Source organism: Sphaerisporangium viridialbum, from assembly GCF_049674955.1.
Lineage (GTDB): Bacteria > Actinomycetota > Actinomycetes > Streptosporangiales > Streptosporangiaceae > Sphaerisporangium > Sphaerisporangium viridialbum.
In genome coordinates this window covers 4,501,721-4,514,599 of the sequence record NZ_CP187232.1, presented here as the reverse complement: position 1 = coordinate 4,514,599, position 12,879 = coordinate 4,501,721, and the positions used below count along the sequence as shown (strand labels likewise).

The 12,879-nt window shown below is 69.1% G+C and carries 17 protein-coding genes; 12 read left to right on the top strand and 5 right to left on the bottom strand.

From position 1 onward, the window contains the following. Positions 1 to 18: 18 nt before the first annotated feature. From ACOZ38_RS20200 to ACOZ38_RS20145, 12 genes are all read left to right on the top strand, one after another. Entirely contained in the window at positions 19 to 1,170 is a 1,152-nt protein-coding gene (locus ACOZ38_RS20200) for a serine hydrolase domain-containing protein (protein ID WP_424532622.1), read from the top strand. Between the two features lie 685 nt (positions 1,171 to 1,855). Continuing rightward, positions 1,856 to 2,350, top strand: coding sequence for a methylated-DNA--[protein]-cysteine S-methyltransferase (locus ACOZ38_RS20195; protein ID WP_424532620.1), 495 nt, complete (start codon positions 1,856 to 1,858; stop codon positions 2,348 to 2,350). Positions 2,351 to 2,420: 70 nt separating this feature from the next. Then, positions 2,421 to 2,891 carry an RNA polymerase sigma factor gene (locus ACOZ38_RS20190; RefSeq protein WP_350952385.1) on the top strand — a complete coding sequence of 157 codons (471 nt, stop codon included), beginning with the start codon at positions 2,421 to 2,423 and terminating at the stop codon, positions 2,889 to 2,891. Continuing rightward, the gene (locus ACOZ38_RS20185; protein ID WP_424532618.1) at positions 2,888 to 3,502 is read left to right on the top strand and encodes a methylated-DNA--[protein]-cysteine S-methyltransferase; all 615 of its coding nucleotides are present in this window, start codon (positions 2,888 to 2,890) and stop codon (positions 3,500 to 3,502) included. Before ACOZ38_RS20190 ends, ACOZ38_RS20185 begins: the two co-directional genes overlap by 4 nt. Continuing rightward, on the top strand, positions 3,499 to 4,239 hold the full coding sequence (locus ACOZ38_RS20180; protein WP_424532617.1) for a 2OG-Fe(II) oxygenase: 741 nt from the start codon (positions 3,499 to 3,501) through the stop codon (positions 4,237 to 4,239). Before ACOZ38_RS20185 ends, ACOZ38_RS20180 begins: the two co-directional genes overlap by 4 nt. Next, positions 4,236 to 4,526 (top strand): Ada metal-binding domain-containing protein, encoded by a 291-nt coding sequence (locus ACOZ38_RS20175; protein ID WP_424532615.1) that lies wholly within the window; start codon positions 4,236 to 4,238, stop codon positions 4,524 to 4,526. Before ACOZ38_RS20180 ends, ACOZ38_RS20175 begins: the two co-directional genes overlap by 4 nt. After that, a complete protein-coding gene (locus ACOZ38_RS20170; protein ID WP_424532614.1) occupies positions 4,514 to 5,038 on the top strand; it encodes a hypothetical protein in 525 nt (174 codons plus the stop codon). The genes ACOZ38_RS20175 and ACOZ38_RS20170 overlap by 13 nt, the downstream gene beginning before the upstream one ends. Next, positions 5,035 to 5,706: an alpha-ketoglutarate-dependent dioxygenase AlkB family protein gene (locus ACOZ38_RS20165; RefSeq protein WP_405148598.1), complete on the top strand. Its 672-nt coding sequence runs from the start codon at positions 5,035 to 5,037 to the stop codon at positions 5,704 to 5,706. The genes ACOZ38_RS20170 and ACOZ38_RS20165 overlap by 4 nt, the downstream gene beginning before the upstream one ends. Positions 5,707 to 5,710: 4 nt before the next feature. Beyond that, positions 5,711 to 6,334: a DNA-3-methyladenine glycosylase I gene (locus tag ACOZ38_RS20160; RefSeq protein ID WP_424532613.1), complete on the top strand. Its 624-nt coding sequence runs from the start codon at positions 5,711 to 5,713 to the stop codon at positions 6,332 to 6,334. Positions 6,335 to 6,496: 162 nt separating this feature from the next. Further along, the gene (locus ACOZ38_RS20155) at positions 6,497 to 6,988 is read left to right on the top strand and encodes a DNA-3-methyladenine glycosylase family protein (RefSeq protein ID WP_424532611.1); all 492 of its coding nucleotides are present in this window, start codon (positions 6,497 to 6,499) and stop codon (positions 6,986 to 6,988) included. A 177-nt stretch (positions 6,989 to 7,165) separates the two neighbouring features. Further along, on the top strand, positions 7,166 to 7,438 hold the full coding sequence (locus ACOZ38_RS20150; protein WP_424532610.1) for a hypothetical protein: 273 nt from the start codon (positions 7,166 to 7,168) through the stop codon (positions 7,436 to 7,438). A 146-nt stretch (positions 7,439 to 7,584) separates the two neighbouring features. Next, complete coding sequence (locus tag ACOZ38_RS20145; protein ID WP_424532609.1) at positions 7,585 to 8,559, top strand: tyrosine-type recombinase/integrase; 975 nt, start codon at positions 7,585 to 7,587, stop codon at positions 8,557 to 8,559. A gap of 207 nt (positions 8,560 to 8,766) precedes the next feature. On the opposite strand, the gene ACOZ38_RS20140 is transcribed toward ACOZ38_RS20145, so the two are convergent. The 5 genes from ACOZ38_RS20140 to ACOZ38_RS20120 all read right to left on the bottom strand — a co-directional run bounded on the left by ACOZ38_RS20140 (position 8,767) and on the right by ACOZ38_RS20120 (position 12,867). Further along, entirely contained in the window at positions 8,767 to 9,546 is a 780-nt protein-coding gene (locus ACOZ38_RS20140) for an ABC transporter permease (protein ID WP_424532607.1), read from the bottom strand. Beyond that, positions 9,539 to 10,459, bottom strand: a complete 921-nt coding sequence (locus tag ACOZ38_RS20135; RefSeq protein ID WP_424532605.1) for an ABC transporter ATP-binding protein — start codon at positions 10,457 to 10,459, stop codon at positions 9,539 to 9,541. The genes ACOZ38_RS20140 and ACOZ38_RS20135 overlap by 8 nt, the downstream gene beginning before the upstream one ends. A 5-nt stretch (positions 10,460 to 10,464) precedes the next feature. Further along, on the bottom strand, positions 10,465 to 10,899 hold the full coding sequence (locus ACOZ38_RS20130; RefSeq protein ID WP_424532603.1) for a hypothetical protein: 435 nt from the start codon (positions 10,897 to 10,899) through the stop codon (positions 10,465 to 10,467). Between the two features lie 3 nt (positions 10,900 to 10,902). Next, positions 10,903 to 11,568, bottom strand: coding sequence for a DUF998 domain-containing protein (locus ACOZ38_RS20125; protein WP_424532601.1), 666 nt, complete (start codon positions 11,566 to 11,568; stop codon positions 10,903 to 10,905). 153 nt (positions 11,569 to 11,721) lie between these two features. Beyond that, positions 11,722 to 12,867, bottom strand: coding sequence for an FAD-dependent monooxygenase (locus ACOZ38_RS20120; protein WP_424532599.1), 1,146 nt, complete (start codon positions 12,865 to 12,867; stop codon positions 11,722 to 11,724). Positions 12,868 to 12,879 lie beyond the last annotated feature (12 nt).

The window sequence follows — 12,879 nt, the reverse complement described above, 5'->3', positions numbered from 1 at the left end:
GTCAGGAGAGGAAGAGACATGGTCAAGCACGGCGGATGGGCCGACGAACGGTTCGGAGCGGTCGCGGACGCCTTCTCCAGGAACTTCGCCGACTTCGATGAGCTAGGCGCGGCCGTCACCGTGTTCGCCGGCGGGCGCGAGGTCGTGGACCTGTGGGGCGGCGTCGCCGATGCGCGCAGCGGCCGGTCGTGGGAGCAGGACACCATCGTCCCGGTCTTCTCGTGCGCCAAGGGCGTCGTCAGCATATGTGCCCACCTGCTCGCGCAGCGGGGACGGCTGGACCTCGACGCGCCGGTAGCCCGCTACTGGCCGGAGTTCGCGCGGGGCGGCAAGGAGGCGATCACGACGCGCATGGTGCTCGGCCACCGCGCCGGGCTCCCCGTCCTGGACCGCGTGCTCAGCTTCGAGGAGATCATCCAGTGGACTCCGGTGATCCGGGCGATCGAGGAGCAGGAGCCGCTGTGGGAGCCGGGCACCGCCCACGAGTACCACGGGCACGTCTTCGGCTTCCTCGTCGGCGAGGTCATCCGGCGGATCACCGGGCTCACCCCGGGCGCGTACTTCCGCAAGGCCATCGCCGACGACCTGGGGCTCAGCACCTGGATCGGCCTGCCGCAGGACGAAGCCGGCCGGCTGGCCCGGCTCGCCGAGGCCGAGGGGCGCCCGCCGATGCCCGGCCCCGAGTCCCTGCCCGTGCGCATCGTCACGATGAACGGCGCGTTCGTCTTCCCCGGCCTTACGGAGCCGCACGGCTGGAACGACCTCGCCCTGCTCGGGGCCGAGATCCCCGGGGCGGGCGCGGTCTCCTCGGCGAGCGGCCTGGCCGGGTTGTACGCCGCCGCCGTGACCGGAGTCGACGGCTCGGCGCGGCTGCTCACGCCGGACACCGTCACCGACGCCGTGCGCGAACTGTCCTCCGGGGCGTCATGGTCGGGCTTCCCCGACCTGGGCGCCCGATGGGGGTCGGGTTTCCTTCTCGACGGGCCCCGCTTCCGGCCCATGCTCGGGGCGCGCAGCTTCGGCAACGACGGCGCGGGCGGCCAGTTCGCCTTCGGGGACGACGAGTTCGGGGTGGGCTTCGCCTATGTCGCCAACCGGATGATCGGCCACGGCGACGCCCGCGCCAACCGGCTCATCGCGGCGCTACGGGAGTGCCTGACCGCCGTCTGAGCCCCCGGGGCGTACGGCGGAGCGATCCTCTGACGTGCGCTTGGCTCGTTGGATCGGGGGCGGCGTGCCGGACCGGGACGGTCAGGGCCAGCAGCACGCCGGCCACGGTGGCGTAGTACACCCGAGGCGTGCACCAGCGCCCAGGTGGCGAACGCGAGCGGCCGCAGCAGCCGCACCTGCTGTCGCACCAGCAGATCCGCCATCCTGGCACCACGAACCGTTCTGCAGATCTGCTTCAACACGCGGACTTGGGCTCGTACCACCAGCCCGGTTCGTCGGCCGACGTCGGAGCCGCCTGGGGCCGGCGCTACCTTGGTCAGGAAATCCACGGGACCGACCCTGCGAGCCCGGCGCCCCCGAAAGCGCGCCGGGCGGTCCGTACAGCACGCGTCGGCCAGACCTGTCCCGGGCGTGCGGACGGCCTCCGATAGCCGTCCTGGATCGTTGATGCCGGTTACTGGTCGCCGGTGACCTTCAGGGGCCAGGAGACCAAGTCCACGAGCGTGTCATTCGCCGTCCTGTACAGCTTCTCGTAGGGCACGGGGCAGCGACTGGTCCTCCGCAGGCTTCCTGCAGCCGCCTAGCACGGCGACCGGCAACGACACCATCTCAAATCTCACGTTCTGCGGGCGGCGCACGTCTACCAGCCAGGAGAAGGGAAACGCAGATGAGTACTCGACACATCGTGATCGAGACCAGCCTTGGACCGATCACGCTCGTTGCAAAGGGCGAGACGATTGCCGGCCTGTACTTCAGCCACCACGTCCGCCGGCCCTCGCAGGAGACGTTCGGCCCCGAGGTGGCCGGCTCCACGGACCCGCTGCTGAACGAAGCTGCCCGACAGCTGCGCCACTACCTGGCGGGTCGGCGCAGGCAGTTCGATCTTCCGCTCGCCGCCGAGGGTGACGCGTTCCAGCACGCCGTCTGGGACATCGTGAAGAGCATTCAGTGTGGTGACACGACCACCTACGGTCGGATCGCCGAGCAGGTCGGAGACCGCAGTCTCGCACAACGGGTCGGACAGGCCGTGGGTGCGAACCCGCTGTGCGTCTTCGTGCCGTGCCACCGCGTCGTCGGCTCTAATGGTTCCCTCACCGGATACGCCGGCGGACTGGAACGCAAGCAGGCGCTGCTGGAGCTTGAGGAGCCGCCTGCGGTCAGCGCTGGACGGTTGTTCTGACCATAAACCTCACGTTTGTCACCGAAAGTACGTCGTCAATGGGATGGACATGAAACAACCGTTCGAGAACGTGGTCGCGCAGCACGGCGCAACCGTGCTGCGCGTCTGCCGGGTCGTCCTCGGCCCGCACGACGCGGACGACGCATGGTCGGAGACCTTCCTCTCCGCCCTGCGCGCCTATCCCGACCTGCCTGAGACGGCGAACGTGGAGGCATGGCTCGTGACGATCGCGCATCGCAAGGCGATCGACGTGCTGCGTGTCGCGAAAAGGAATCCCCTGCCCGTCGACGAGGTACCGGAAGCACCGACGGGGCGGGACATCCCGGACTCTGGGGACTCTGACCTGTGGGCCGCGGTGAAAGGGCTCCCGAGCAAACAACGCCAGGCTGTCGCCTACCGCTATGTGGCGGGGCTGGCATACGCCGAGATCGCGGAGATCCTCGGCGGCACCGTTGAGGCGGCCCGAAGAGCCGCCGCAGACGGGCTCAAGAATCTCAGGAAGAAATATCCGGGCGCGATCACGAGAGGAGCATCATCATGAACGACATCCGCCACGACGACATGGCCGCCCTGCTGTCGACGCCTGTGGACGCCGGCACTCTCAGTCGGCTCCACCGCCGTCTGGAGCAGGCGGCGGAGCGAGCCGATCTCGTCGATGTCGCTTACACCACCATCGACTCACCTGTCGGCAAGTTGCTGCTCGCCGCCACCCCGGAGGGGCTGGTCCGCGTGGCGTACGCCCGCGAAGACCACGATCGAGTCCTGGAAGCCCTCAGCCAGAAGCTCAGCCCGCGCATCCTGCGCGCCCCGAAGCGGCTGGACGAAGTGGCTCGCGAGATCGACGAGTACTTCGCCAAGCACCGCCAGGTCTTCGACCTGAAACTGGACCTGTCCCTGTCTCGCGGATTCCGGCGCCTCGTGCAGACGCATCTGCCCGAGATCGGGTACGGCCAGACCCGCAGCTACCGAGACATGGCCGAGCTCGTCGGCAACCCCAAGGCCGTCCGAGCGGTGGGCACCGCCTGTGCGACCAACCCGCTGCCGATCGTCGTCCCGTGCCACCGCGTGCTGCGTACCGACGGCACGCTCGGCGGTTACATCGGCGGACTCGAGGCCAAGACCATGCTGCTGAACCTGGAGGCCGCGGCATGAGCATCGCGAAGGCGACCGGGAGGAAGACGGATCGGTGGTACAGCCGCGTCGAGTCCGGCGACTGGGAGGCGATCACCACAGAGGTCAACGAGTATGGCGGCGCACTGCTGCCGCAACTGCTGACCCCGGAGGAGACCGTGGAGATCAGGGAGTTGTACGAGCAGGACGGCCTGTTCCGCAGCACCGTCAACATGGGCCGGCACCGCTTCGGTGAGGGCCGGTACCGATACTTCAACGCGCCGTACCCAGAACCGATCGAGCGGCTCAAGCAGGCGCTGTACCCGCGGCTGCTTCCCATCGCCCGCGACTGGTGGACCAAGCTCGGCCGGCCCGCACCGTGGCCGGACTCGCTTGATGAGTGGCTTCAGATGTGCCACGACGCCGGCCAGACGAAGTCTTCGGCGATCCTGCTCCACTACGGCGAGAAGGATTGGAACGCTCTGCATCGCGACCTGTACGGCGACCTCGTGTTCCCGTTGCAGGTCGTGATCAACCTCAACGAGCCCGGCGTGGATCACACGGGCGGCGAGTTCCTGCTGCTGGAACAGCGCCCGCGCGCCCAGTCGCGGGGCACGGCCACGCTGCTGCCGCACGGTCACGGATACCTCTTCACCACCCGTGACCGACCCGTCAAGTCCGCCCGCGGATGGTCCGCCGCGCCGGTTCGGCACGGCGTATCCGCCATCCGGTCCGGCGAACGTCACACCCTCGCTCTCGTCTTCCATGACGCCGCATGAGCGACGCAACGAAGACGTACACCCTTCTGGGGGCGGACGGCCGTCCCTATCGGTCTGCGGTCAAGGGGCTGTGGGGCGGCCATCGCGGCTCGAAGATCTACGGGCGACTCGATTGTCCCGCCGCGCTGCGCGCCATCGCTCGCGGCGGCTACGTGAAGCACCGGGTCTTCTTCGCTGACGAGGCCACGGCGGTCGCCGCCGGGTTCCGCCCCTGCAGAGCCTGCTGCAGGGGCCGTTATCAGACGTGGAAGACCACCCGGGAGAACGGCGAACGATGGAAGCCCTGACCAGCCCCTTAATGAAGGCGTCAGCGAGTTATGACGCGGACCTGACGGCTACGGATGCCGAGGTCGCGACCGTCATCAGAATTGCTCGCGACCGCCGTGCCCGCAATATCGTGATCGGCTCCGGCCGCACCCCTCACGCCCTTGCGACCTCACGCCTGATCGAATCGGCCTGGGATCGCACAGGAGGCGGAACTCTCGATACGATCACCTGGCCCGAGACCGGGGCCTCCTGGCTGCGTCACGCGTCACGGTTCGCCGCCGCCGACCCCGACCTGTGGGTGATGGTCGGGCCGGCAACCGGCTGGGCACAGATGACCCGGCGGCTGCTGTGGTCGACTCCCTGGAGCCCCGCACGCACCCTCGCGACCGCCGGAATCGGCGACCCGCGCACTCTCGCACTCGTCGGACTGACCAATCTGGACGGCCTGACCGGCGCAAACGCAGACGGTACCTCCTGGCTCGTTGCGCACGATTCCCTCGTGCACCTCACACACACGGAGGGCAGGCGATGACAGCGCTGTTCACTCCGGAGATCCCCGAGCGTGACGGAGGAGAGGTCGCCCCGGGCGCCACCCTGGTCCCTGATTGGCTGACTCGGGAACAGCAGAAGTGGATCGTGGATCAGTTCCGCGAGTGGGTGCAAGGCCCTGTCCCCATCCGCGCCGCGAAGGTCCGCGGACACGAGATGTCGGTGCGCACCGTATGTCTGGGCTGGCACTGGCAACCGTACAAGTACACGCGAGAGGCCACCGACGTGAACGGCGCCCGTGTCCTTCCGTTCCCCGACTGGATGATCCGCCTGGGACGGGATGCCCTCAAGGCCACTGGCCACGACGCAGCCGCGATCCGCTCCTATACGCCCGACACCGCGCTGGTGAACTACTACGACGCGGAGGCCCGGTTGGGCATGCACCAGGACAAGGACGAGATCTCCCGCGCCCCGGTCGTATCGCTGTCCATCGGCGACAGTTGCACGTTCCGATTCGGCAACACGGAAAGCCGCGGCAAACCGTACACCGACGTGCTGCTGGCCTCCGGCGACCTCTTCGTCTTCGGCGGACCCGCCCGACTGGCCTACCACGGTGTCACCAAGGTGCACGAGAGCACCGCCCCCGAGGGATGCGGACTCAGTCGCGGCCGGATCAACATCACGATGCGCATGACCGGGCTTGACGGGTGATCGAATGACACAGGATGCGGGCAGCACCACCGCCGACCCCGGCGTCGTCGTCGGGGACGACGGGCTCACCCGGCCCGCATGGGCAGCCGCTGCCCCTCTGCTGCGCGACTACTACGACACAGAGTGGGGCATGCCGGTCACGGACGAACGCGGCGTCTACGAGCGCGTCAGTCTCGAAGCATTTCAGGCGGGACTGTCCTGGGCAACGATCCTCCGCAAGCGACCCGCATTCCGTGCGGCATTCGACAACTTCCTCCCGGACGCGATCGCTGCGTACACCGAGAGCGATGTCGAGCGGTTGATGGCCGACGTCGGCATCGTGCGCAACCGGCAGAAGATCCAGGCGACCATCACCAATGCCCGCGCCACCATCACGCTGCGCGAGGAGATGGGCCTGGGCGAGCTGGTGTGGTCCTTCCGACCCGAGAGCACGCCCTGCCCCCAGACCTTTGCAGAGATCCCCACGAAGTCCGCCGAGTCGGTCGCGTTGTCAAAGGAGCTGCGCCGACGCGGATTCGCCTTCGTCGGCCCGACCACCATGTACGCGCTCATGGAGGCGATCGGCATCGTCGACACCCATCTGCTCGGCTCGCATCGACGGGGCAGCTCTGGAATCTGGACATCGTGACCCTCCTACACCTGATCCCGAACGGTCCCACTGACTTTGAGATCGCTCTACGGATGCTGGCTGCCCACGCGATCCCAGGAGCCGAAGAAGTCGACATCCCGGGCCGCACCTACACCCGGCTTCTGACCCACGCAGGAGGCCCTGCACGGTGAGTTCGAGGCGGTGGCCGCGACGGTCATCGGCCAGCAGGTCTCACTCGCCGCGGCCCGCACCTTCATGGGCAGGCTCGTGGCCGCCTATGGGACGCCGATAGCCGGTCTGCACGCTCTCCCGGCACCAAGGGATCTCGCGGCGATTCCCGACGCGGAACTGCAGGCGGCCGTCGGCCTCACCGGCGCGCGGACCCGCACGCTTCGGGCCGTCGCCGAGAAGTGGGCGAACGGATTCACGCTCGCGCAACTCACTGTCGACGAGGCGCGTTGTGCCCTGCTCGCGCTCCCCGGCATCGGCCCTTGGACCGCGGACTACCTCACAGTGCGCGCGATGCAGCATCCCGACACCTTCGCTCCCGGCGACTTGGTCGCCCGCAGGGCGCTTGGAGCCGTCACCGTTGACCAGGCGCGGACCATCGCTGCGGCGTGGGCACCGTGGCGCTCCTACGCGCTCATGCATCTGTGGGCGGACGTCGCCTACGGCGCGGCCAGGCCGGACTGACGCGATCCTGAAGCCAGGCCCCAATCTCACGTTCCTGTGCGACCCGGCGTCTTCCACGTGCCGGGAAGCAATCGCCCGGCATTGCTGACATCAGTCAGCTCAGCATGCCCGCGGCCGTCACGCGCCCGGCGGTCGCGGGCACCGCTGCTACAGCTGGGCGTGCAGGGGACAATGCGAATGACCAGTCGACAGGACAAGGAATACGACCTGACCGACTTCGACGCCGACAACTACTGGATCGAGACGCACCGCGCGACCGCTGCCACGTACTACTTCCCGAGTCTCGCGGACAAGAGCGCCCGATCGGCTCAGCTCGGCGTGCACCAGCCTCGCCATTCGACGCTCCAGCATCTCGCCCAAGCCGGCCGGACAGGGCCCGAACTGCAGGCCAAGAGGGGGGTCAGCCCACATAAGCCCAAAACCCACATTGGGATGATCTTGAAGGGTTGAGCGGTAGGCCTTCTTGCTGGTGAGGTCGGGTGCTGCCACGGATAATGCCCTATTATCTGTGGCAACGGGATTCGCCACCTGCGGCGGCGTCTCCCGTCCGCGACGTGAAGCGGTCCTGTTATCTGCGGTAACGGTAAGGGGAAGCGGTGCCCGCCGTCATACATCTACCGGTAGGCAAGACGCTCACCGTCCGGACCGCGGCCGACGTCTTCCTCGACTCGCTCGGCAACGCGAACACGATCCGCACCTACGGGATCGGGGTGGGCAAGACCGCGATGCGGCTCGGCGAGGACCGGCCACTGGCCTCGGTCGCCAACGACGAGGTCGGCGAGGCCCTGGAGGCGCTGTGGGGCACCGCGGCGGTCAACACCTGGAACGCCCGCCGTGCGTCGGTGCTGTCCTGGCTGGGATGGTGCCGCGAGCGCGGCCACGAGGCGCCGGTGATCCCGGCTTGGACCAAGCGGCTGACGGTTCCGGACTCTGACACCCCGGTCCGCTCGCGTGCCGCCATCGACCGGTTGATCGCCCGCCGGGAGGTGCACCTTCGGGAGAAGACGCTGTATCGGATGCTGTATGAGAGCGCCGGGCGGTCGGAAGAGGTCTTGGGCATCAACATCGAGGACCTGGACTTTGCGGGGCGCCGATGTCAGGTCAAGGCCAAGGGCGCCCGGAGCAAGGCCCGCCGTCGCGGCCAGGGGCGTGAGGACTTCGTGCTGGAGAGCCTTTACTGGGGTGCCGGCACCGCCCGGCTGCTGCCCCGCCTGCTCAAGGGCCGCACCCGTGGTCCGGTGTTCCTCACCCATCGCCGCCCCGGGCCCGGGAAGGTGGTCAGCGCGCGGGACGTGTGCCCCGACACCGGCTTGGCTCGGCTGTCGTATGGGCAGGCCCGCGCTCTGCTGGATGAGCACACTGCCATCGCCGGTCCGGGCACGGGCTGGGACCTGCACGAGTTCCGGCACTCGGCCCTGACTCATCTTGGGCAGGCCGGAGCGAGTCTGTTGATGCTGATGGCCAAGTCGCGGCACAAGAAGCCGGAGAATCTGCGCCGCTACTTCAAGCCCTCTCCAGAAGCGATCGCCGAGCTCACCAGTTTGCTTGCGCCCGGCAACAGCGGGCGCTGAGCGATGGGGTGGGACACCGTGGGGCTGGTCATCGCTCAGGAACGGGGCCAGGGCTTGCCGATCGAGCAGTTCCTCAAGCACCTGGCGGGCTTGGTCGGCCCCCTCGGACGGGGGTCATCTTCACAGGTGGCGAGGCGGTCGTCTCAGGTGAGGCGCAGGCTGCCCTGGGCTTCGGGACCAGATGACTGACAGCAGCATCAGATCGGGTCAGCGGTCGTGGTCGGCGTTGCGCCACCACGCGAGGGTTGCTGCCACTCCGGCTGCGCCGGTGGCCAGGACGAGCAGGATGCTGATCGGTCCGGGTGGGTCGTGGCCGGGGCCGGCGATGCCCGCGTACAGGCCGGGTACCGAGTAGGGGAACCAGGCGCCGAAGCCGAGCGCGGCGATGATCTGGGCGGCGAAGGCCAGCACGAACAGCACGCCGACCGCGGCCAGGTAGCCGCGGCCGATGCTGGCGGCCAGCGCCAGCGGTGCGGTCAGCACCGCGGACAGCGCGGCGGCGATCAGGATCTTCGTGACGCCGGACGCGATGGCCTGCGCCGACCAGCCGGGCAGGGCCAGTAGCGCGCCGAGCAGCAGGCCGCCGGCGGTCGTGCCCGCGGCGAGCAGCAGGGCCCAGGCGGCGGTGAAGGTGAACTTGGCGGCCACGATGGTGGTGCGGGAGGTGGGCAGGGCGAGCAGGTCTTTGGCGGTGTGGTCGCTGAACTCGCGGCCGAACACCCAGATGGCGATCATGCTGTAGACGAGCAGGCCACCGACGGCGACCGCTTGGGCCAGCAGGGCCAGGTAGCCGGGCCAGTCGGCGACGGCGCCGGACAGCTGGGCCTTGTCGCCAAGCAGTCCCAGCGCGCGGGCGCGGCCGGGGTCGGCCAGGATGAACATGAACAGCCCGCACACGAGGGTGATGAGGGTGAAGGCGAGCGCGGTGAGAGCGGGCAGGCGGCTGCGTCGCGCCTTGAGTAGTTCGCTCCACAGTGCCTCACGCATGGTCGTCTCCGACGATGCGCAGGAAGTAGGTTTCCAGATCCTCTTCCACCAGGTGCAGTTCGGTGGGCGGCACGCCCGCTTCGACCAGGATGGTGGCCACTTCTTCGGGCCGGGTCAGGGCGCGTTCGTCGGCCAGCAGCAGGCCGTGTTCGGGGTGGTAGCCGTGATCGCGTAGCACCCGGTCGGCTGTCGCGTTGTCGCGGGTGGAAACGTGTAGGTGGCGGCGCCGGTGTTGGTCCAGGCTGTCGGCATCGTGTTCGGCCAGCAGCCGGCCCTGGTGCAGGATGCCGATGCGTCCGTTCAGCCGGGCGACTTCGGCCAGCAGGTGGCTGGAGATCAGCACGGTGGTGCCGTGCTCGCGGGCCAGCCCGGTCAGCAGAGTGCGGATCTCCACCACACCCGCGGGATCCAGCCCGTTGACCGGCTCGTCGAGGATGAGCAGGTCGGGGCTGTGAATGAGGGCCTTGGCCAGGGCCAGGCGCTGCAGGTTGCCCATCGACAGGGTGCGGGCGCGCCGCCCGGCATAGGGGGTGAGGGCCAGCCGTTCGATGATGTCCTCGACGTGCTGGCCGGGGTGTTTGAGCCGACGTAGGCGGGCGTACAGGTGCAGGTTTTCGCGCACGGTCAGCTCGGGGTAGGCGACAGGGGCTTCGACCAGGTAGCCGGTGCGCGCCCAGGCCGAGCGCTCGCCGGCCGTCACGGCTGCGCCCAGCACGCTCACCGACCCGGCGGTGGGGGCGATCATGCCGAGCAGCATGCGGATCAGTGTGGTCTTGCCGGCGCCGTTGAGTCCGAGCAGGGCGTAGATCTGGCCCGCTTGCACGCTCAGGTCGACGTCGTCGACGGCCAGGGCGCCGGGATAGCGCTTGGTCAGGCCGGACACCTCGATGACCGGGGCCTGTGCGCTGTTCATCGGCGTCATGGCTGGGTGATGAGCATGACCAGCGCCCAGACGAGCAGCGCGCCCTGCAGGATGATGTCGCGCCAGGCGAGCCGGGGTTCTGCCTGGATGGCGTAGGACATGGTCTTGATCGGCGTGATGGGCGGGGGAGGCGCGCGGTCCGGCGCGAGCGGCCGGGTGAAGCGGTGGAAGAGCACCTGGGTCAAGGTGAGGCCGACCAGCAGGCCGGTGATGAAGCTGAGGTGCTCCAGCCCGACGGCGGCCAGCAGGGCGACCATGACGATCATGAGGAGCAGCAGGATGTCGTCGAACCAGCGCAGGAAGCCGCGGCCGTCGTGAACGGCGGCGATGCGCTTGATGCGGGTGGCGTACGGCACGGTGAGCAGGGTGACGAACTTGATCAGCGCTTGCAGGATGTACAGACCGAGCAGGATCTTCAGCGTGATCTCCATCGCTCACCCCTGCACGACGGTGTTGGGGCTGCGCAGGCAGAGGCCGGCGGCGATGATCCAGGCGAAGCCGACCAGCAGGGCGGCGTGTTCGAGCAGCCCGGCGGGCGCGGGGCGGAGCACGCCCTGCACATCCAGGCGGAAGGCGACCCCTGCGGCGATGGCGAAGGCGATGACCAGGGCGCCCGACCACCGCGAGTAGGCCACCCACCCTTGGTTGCTGCCGCGCAGGGGCCTGGCCAGCACGAACGGCGTGGCCGCCAGGGTGGCGAACAGCACCAGGCCGGCCAGGCCGTGGACGCGTCCGGCGGCGGTGATCACCTCGGGCTGGCCGGGCGGGTAGCCGAGGGCGGGATCGGTGGGCACGATCCCGGCCACGGCCAGCGCGAGGCCGGCGGCCGCGAGGAGGATCGGCCCCCACATGGCTTCGCGGCCGGGCTGCGGCGCGCGGCATAGCACGCGGCGCAGCCCGGCCGCGAAGGCGAGCAACAGCAGCCCGCCGATCACGAAGTTGACCGTCTGCAGCCAGCCGCGCTGGCCGGTGCCGAGTTGGCTGGCGCCGTGGTGCAGCAGGCTGTAGCCGGGCCGGGTGGCTCCGTCGGTGAGGATCAGGGCCGGGACGAGCAGGCCGGCGGCGATGCCGCAGGTGAGCAGGATGGTGGTCGGGCGCATCGGGCAGTGGCCTCCTAGCTCCGCGATCGTTGATCGCGGGCCGACCAGGCTTCCCGGCTCTCCGACACCCGCGCCCCACAGGAGGGGCGCGATCTCTTCAGTTGCCTAGAATGTAACACCTGGCCGCGCGCCCGGACAGGTGCCCCACAACCCTTAGCCCTTGATGAAGCGGCGGGTCATGTACCGGCGGACCGGCGGCAGAGAGGCCAAGCGCAGCGGTAGCAGGCTCAGCCACAGCAACACCGGGTTGGCGGGGGCGTAGACGCCTTTAACGCGGCGGCCGAGTTTCTGCTTGCGTTCAGCTTCGGGCCGGATGGCCGCCTCCCAGGCTGCCAGCGCCGCGGGGATGTCGCCGGGGTGGGCGTCCAGTTCGGTGCCGAGACGGTCAGCGCCGCCGACGGCCAGTGAGGAGCCGTACCCGGCGAACAGCGTGACGCACCAGGCGGCATCGCCGAGCAGGACCACGCGGCCTTTACTCCAGGACGGTGCGACGACCTGGCTGATGGTGTCGAAGTAGACCGAATCGGCCCGCGCCAGGCCGGCCAGGGCTTCGGGGATGACCCAGCCGAGGTCGCCGTAGACGCGCCGCAGTTCGGTGGTCACGTCCTCGCCTGGCCGGGCGTGGCTGGCGCGGTAGCCGAAGAAGGCGACGTTGCGGCCGTCGGGGATGCTGATGACCGCGGCGGTGCGACCACCGGAGGACAGGGTGCCGGTGGCGCCCGGCGCGATGGTGTCGGGCCGCCGGTCGAGCATGTAGACGGCCACCTTGTGATCCAGGTCGAGCAGGAAGCCCTCTTCCGGGCCGAACAGCAGGGCGCGGGTGGCCGAGTGCAGGCCGTCGGCGCCGATCAGCAGGTCGGCCTCCTCGATGGTGCCGTCGGTCAAGGTCACCCGGACGGCGTGCTCGTCCTGGTCGACGGCGGTGAGGGTGGCGCCGAAGCGGATCTCGGTGTGGTCGCGGACCTCCTCATACAGGACGGCTTCGAGGTCGCCGCGCAGGATGGTGATCGAGCGCGCGCCCGTGGTGGCGGCGATGGTGGCGCGGTCGAGGGAGAAACGGCGGGAGCCGTCGCCCTTGTGGTAGACGAGTTCGTTGGTGGTGAAGCCCTTCTTGAGCAGGTCGGGCAGGATGTCCATGTGTTCGGCGGCGTCGTAGCCGATGCCGCCGAAGGTGACCGCGTAGCCGCCGCCGCGGCGGGCGGGCGCGCGTTCGACGATGAGGGTGTCCCAGCCGATCTGGTGCAGGCGCAGGGCGGTGGCCAGGCCGGCGATGCCGGCTCCGATGATGATGGCGCGCATGATGAGGTGGTG

What these genes read in the sequence shown, in the direction of transcription:
- ACOZ38_RS20120 (WP_424532599.1), bottom strand. Translation starts at nt 12,867, where the DNA reads ATGCGCGCCATCATCATCGGAGCCGGCATCGCCGGCCTGGCCACCGCC.
- ACOZ38_RS20125 (WP_424532601.1), bottom strand. Translation starts at nt 11,568, where the DNA reads ATGCGCCCGACCACCATCCTGCTCACCTGCGGCATCGCCGCCGGCCTG.
- ACOZ38_RS20150 (WP_424532610.1), top strand. Translation starts at nt 7,166, where the DNA reads ATGACCAGTCGACAGGACAAGGAATACGACCTGACCGACTTCGACGCC.
- ACOZ38_RS20170 (WP_424532614.1), top strand. Translation starts at nt 4,514, where the DNA reads ATGGAAGCCCTGACCAGCCCCTTAATGAAGGCGTCAGCGAGTTATGAC.
- ACOZ38_RS20160 (WP_424532613.1), top strand. Translation starts at nt 5,711, where the DNA reads ATGACACAGGATGCGGGCAGCACCACCGCCGACCCCGGCGTCGTCGTC.
- ACOZ38_RS20140 (WP_424532607.1), bottom strand. Translation starts at nt 9,546, where the DNA reads ATGCGTGAGGCACTGTGGAGCGAACTACTCAAGGCGCGACGCAGCCGC.
- ACOZ38_RS20130 (WP_424532603.1), bottom strand. Translation starts at nt 10,899, where the DNA reads ATGGAGATCACGCTGAAGATCCTGCTCGGTCTGTACATCCTGCAAGCG.
- ACOZ38_RS20200 (WP_424532622.1), top strand. Translation starts at nt 19, where the DNA reads ATGGTCAAGCACGGCGGATGGGCCGACGAACGGTTCGGAGCGGTCGCG.
- ACOZ38_RS20135 (WP_424532605.1), bottom strand. Translation starts at nt 10,459, where the DNA reads ATGAACAGCGCACAGGCCCCGGTCATCGAGGTGTCCGGCCTGACCAAG.
- ACOZ38_RS20175 (WP_424532615.1), top strand. Translation starts at nt 4,236, where the DNA reads ATGAGCGACGCAACGAAGACGTACACCCTTCTGGGGGCGGACGGCCGT.
- ACOZ38_RS20185 (WP_424532618.1), top strand. Translation starts at nt 2,888, where the DNA reads ATGAACGACATCCGCCACGACGACATGGCCGCCCTGCTGTCGACGCCT.
- ACOZ38_RS20165 (WP_405148598.1), top strand. Translation starts at nt 5,035, where the DNA reads ATGACAGCGCTGTTCACTCCGGAGATCCCCGAGCGTGACGGAGGAGAG.
- ACOZ38_RS20180 (WP_424532617.1), top strand. Translation starts at nt 3,499, where the DNA reads ATGAGCATCGCGAAGGCGACCGGGAGGAAGACGGATCGGTGGTACAGC.